The 2757-nt window shown below is 59.3% G+C and carries 1 protein-coding gene; it reads left to right on the forward strand.

All coding sequences use genetic code 11. The annotated features are described in order from the left end of the window. Nucleotides 1-2757, forward strand: a 2757-nt coding sequence (locus RBR60_RS16670; protein ID WP_320358909.1) for a phosphopantetheine-binding protein, incomplete at both ends; no start/stop codon positions are given.

Raw genomic sequence — 2757 nt, forward strand, 5'->3', positions numbered from 1 at the left:
CCTTCGCCTGAAAGCCTATGAAAATTTTGGTTTCTACACGGGTGCCGTTTCCATTGCAGGGGTTTCCGTGGGTCTTCCCGGAAGCGGCAGGGCCGTTTTTTCCGATGATCATTTTGAGAGCCTCATAGAGGGGCAGAACTTCATTGAAGCCCTGGGACAGGAAGAAAAGGAGGCCATGTTCCAGCGCAAAATCCGCCGCCTGCACAAAACGCCGGAAGGCAACGCCCGTTTTGTGGACATCGCCTCCACGGACGAGGTGATCCACCTTGCGGGGAAACTCGGCTTCTTTGATCCGGAAGGGGAGTATGGTCTGGAAAAGGGGCAGGACATCAGCATTGCCCTTGCCATGGCCGCAGGTCTGGAAGCCCTGAAGGATGCCCGTATTCCCCTGCTGGAAGGCCAGAGCAGGGCAGGTTCCCGTCTTGCCGGAGAGGAGCTGGCCCTGCCCGCTTCCATGCAGGAGACGACCGGTGTCATCTTCACCGGCCTTTTCCCCGGATGGGAAACCCTGATCCATGAAATGGAGGCCTTCCAGCAGCACCGGTATCAGGACGGGCCGGGACGGGCCCTTGAAAGCCTCTACTATGATCTCATGGAAACGCTTTCCGATCGCAGCCTTAAGGAAAGGGTGGCGGGCTGGTTCCACGCCATCCGTCCCCTCTGGGAGAAAAAGGAGCCGTACCGCTTTGACAGTACCTTCCTCGACAAAATCACCCCCCTTGCCTCCGCCCACTTTGCCAAGCTGATCCGGGCCCGCGGACCCAATGTGCATCTGAGCGGCGCCTGTGCTTCCACCACCCAAGCCATTGCCGTGGCCGAAGACTGGATCCGCAGCGGCCGCTGTGAGCGGGTGGTGGTGATTGGTTCGGAAACCGCCACGGCCTCGGGTCAGGGGCCCTGGATCAGTGCGGGCTTCTTAAGTCTGGGGGCGGCCTCCATTGAAAAGGAAATTTCCAGGGCGGCCAAACCCTTTGATGCGGATCGCAACGGCACCCTGCTGGGCGCCGGAGCCACGGCCCTTGTGGTGGAAAGAAGGGATCTTCTCCGGGCACGCGGCCTTGAGGGGCAGGCGGAAATTCTCGGCACCTTCCTTGCCAATGCGGCCTTCCACACCACCCGCATTGATGTGCCTTATCTGGCAGGAACCATGGCCCGTTTCGTGCGGCAGGTGGAAACCCGCCATGGTCTTGATCCGGAAAGTTACGCTTCCCGCATGGTTTTTATGTCCCACGAAACCTTCACCCCTGCGCGGGGCGGCAGTGCGGATGCGGAAATTGAGGCCCTGCGTGCGGCCTATGGCCGGGATGCGGGCAAAATCACCATCACCAACACCAAGGGCCTCACGGGCCATACCCTGGGGGCGGCCATTGAAGACGCCGTGATGGTGAAAGCCCTGCAAAGGGGCCAGACCCCGCCCGTAGCCCATCTGAAGAAGGTGCCCGAGCATTTCAGCGATCTGAAATTCAGCCGTGGAGAAAAGGGAGACTTCCAGTACGGCCTGCATTTTTCCGCAGGTTTTGGCTCCCATTTTGCCCTGCTCATGGTGAAGCGCACGGAAGAACGGGCCACGGAGAACAATGCCGCCTATGAGGCCTGGCTCTCTGCCATCTCCGGCATGGAAAAGCCCGGCCTCAGGATGAAAAACCGGGTGCTGGTGCTGGCAACGGCTCCGGGTTTTTCCGGAGAAAGCCTTCCCGCTGGTGTCGGGGAAAAAGCACCCGCCCCCCCTGTGAAGGCCAAAACGGTAAAGGCGGAGCCGAAGGTCTCCTCCCGCGTGAAGATTCTGGAAGAGATCCGGAACATCCTTTCCGAGCAGACGGGCTATGGCACGGACATGCTGGCCGAAGATCTCGACCTTGAGGCGGATCTCGGCATTGATACGGTGAAACAGGTGGAGATTTTCTCTAAAGTCATGGGGCATTTTGGCCTTGGGGCCGAAGAGGACGCGCCTTTGCGGGAGCTTTCCACTTTAGGGAAAATCGCGGACTACATTGCGGTACAGTCGGGAGCGGTATCCCTGAACGTAAGGGAGAAGGCCAGCACCGCAGGCGCTTCCGGAAGGGAAGCCATCCTTACGGCAATCCGGGACATCCTCTCCGAGCAGACGGGCTACGGCACGGACATGCTGGCCGAAGATCTCGACCTTGAGGCGGATCTTGGCATTGATACGGTGAAACAGGTGGAGATTTTCTCTAAAGTCATGGGCCATTTCGGCCTTGGAGCCGAAGAGGATGCGCCCCTGCGGGAGCTTTCCACCTTAGGGAAAATCGCGGACTACATTGCGGCACAGTCGGGAGCGCTGCCCCTTGAAGAAAAGGAAGAGACAGCAATCTCTTCCGCAGGCGCTTCCGGAAGGGAAGCCATCCTTACGGCAATCCGGGACATCCTCTCCGAACAGACGGGCTATGGCACGGACATGCTGGCGGAAGCTCTCGACCTTGAGGCGGATCTCGGCATTGATACGGTGAAACAGGTGGAGATTTTCTCTAAGGTCATGGGGCATTTTGGCCTTGGGGCCGAAGAGGATGCGCCTTTGCGGGAGCTTTCCACCTTAGGGAAAATTGCGGACTACATTGCGGCCCAGAAGGGGGCCAGCGCCCCCGAAGAAGACGGAAGGCAGACGGATCCCATTGCGGAATCTCCCGGAAGCGAAGACGAGTCTTCTCTTCTTCCGGCAGACCCCGGCCACAGTGAAAAAGGACTTTTCCGTTTTGTGCCGGATGTACGCAAAGCTCCTGCGGAAGCAGGCCCCCGTTT

It is taken from the genome of Desulfobotulus sp. (genome assembly GCF_034006065.1).
In the GTDB taxonomy this organism is placed as follows: Bacteria; Desulfobacterota; Desulfobacteria; order Desulfobacterales; family ASO4-4; genus Desulfobotulus.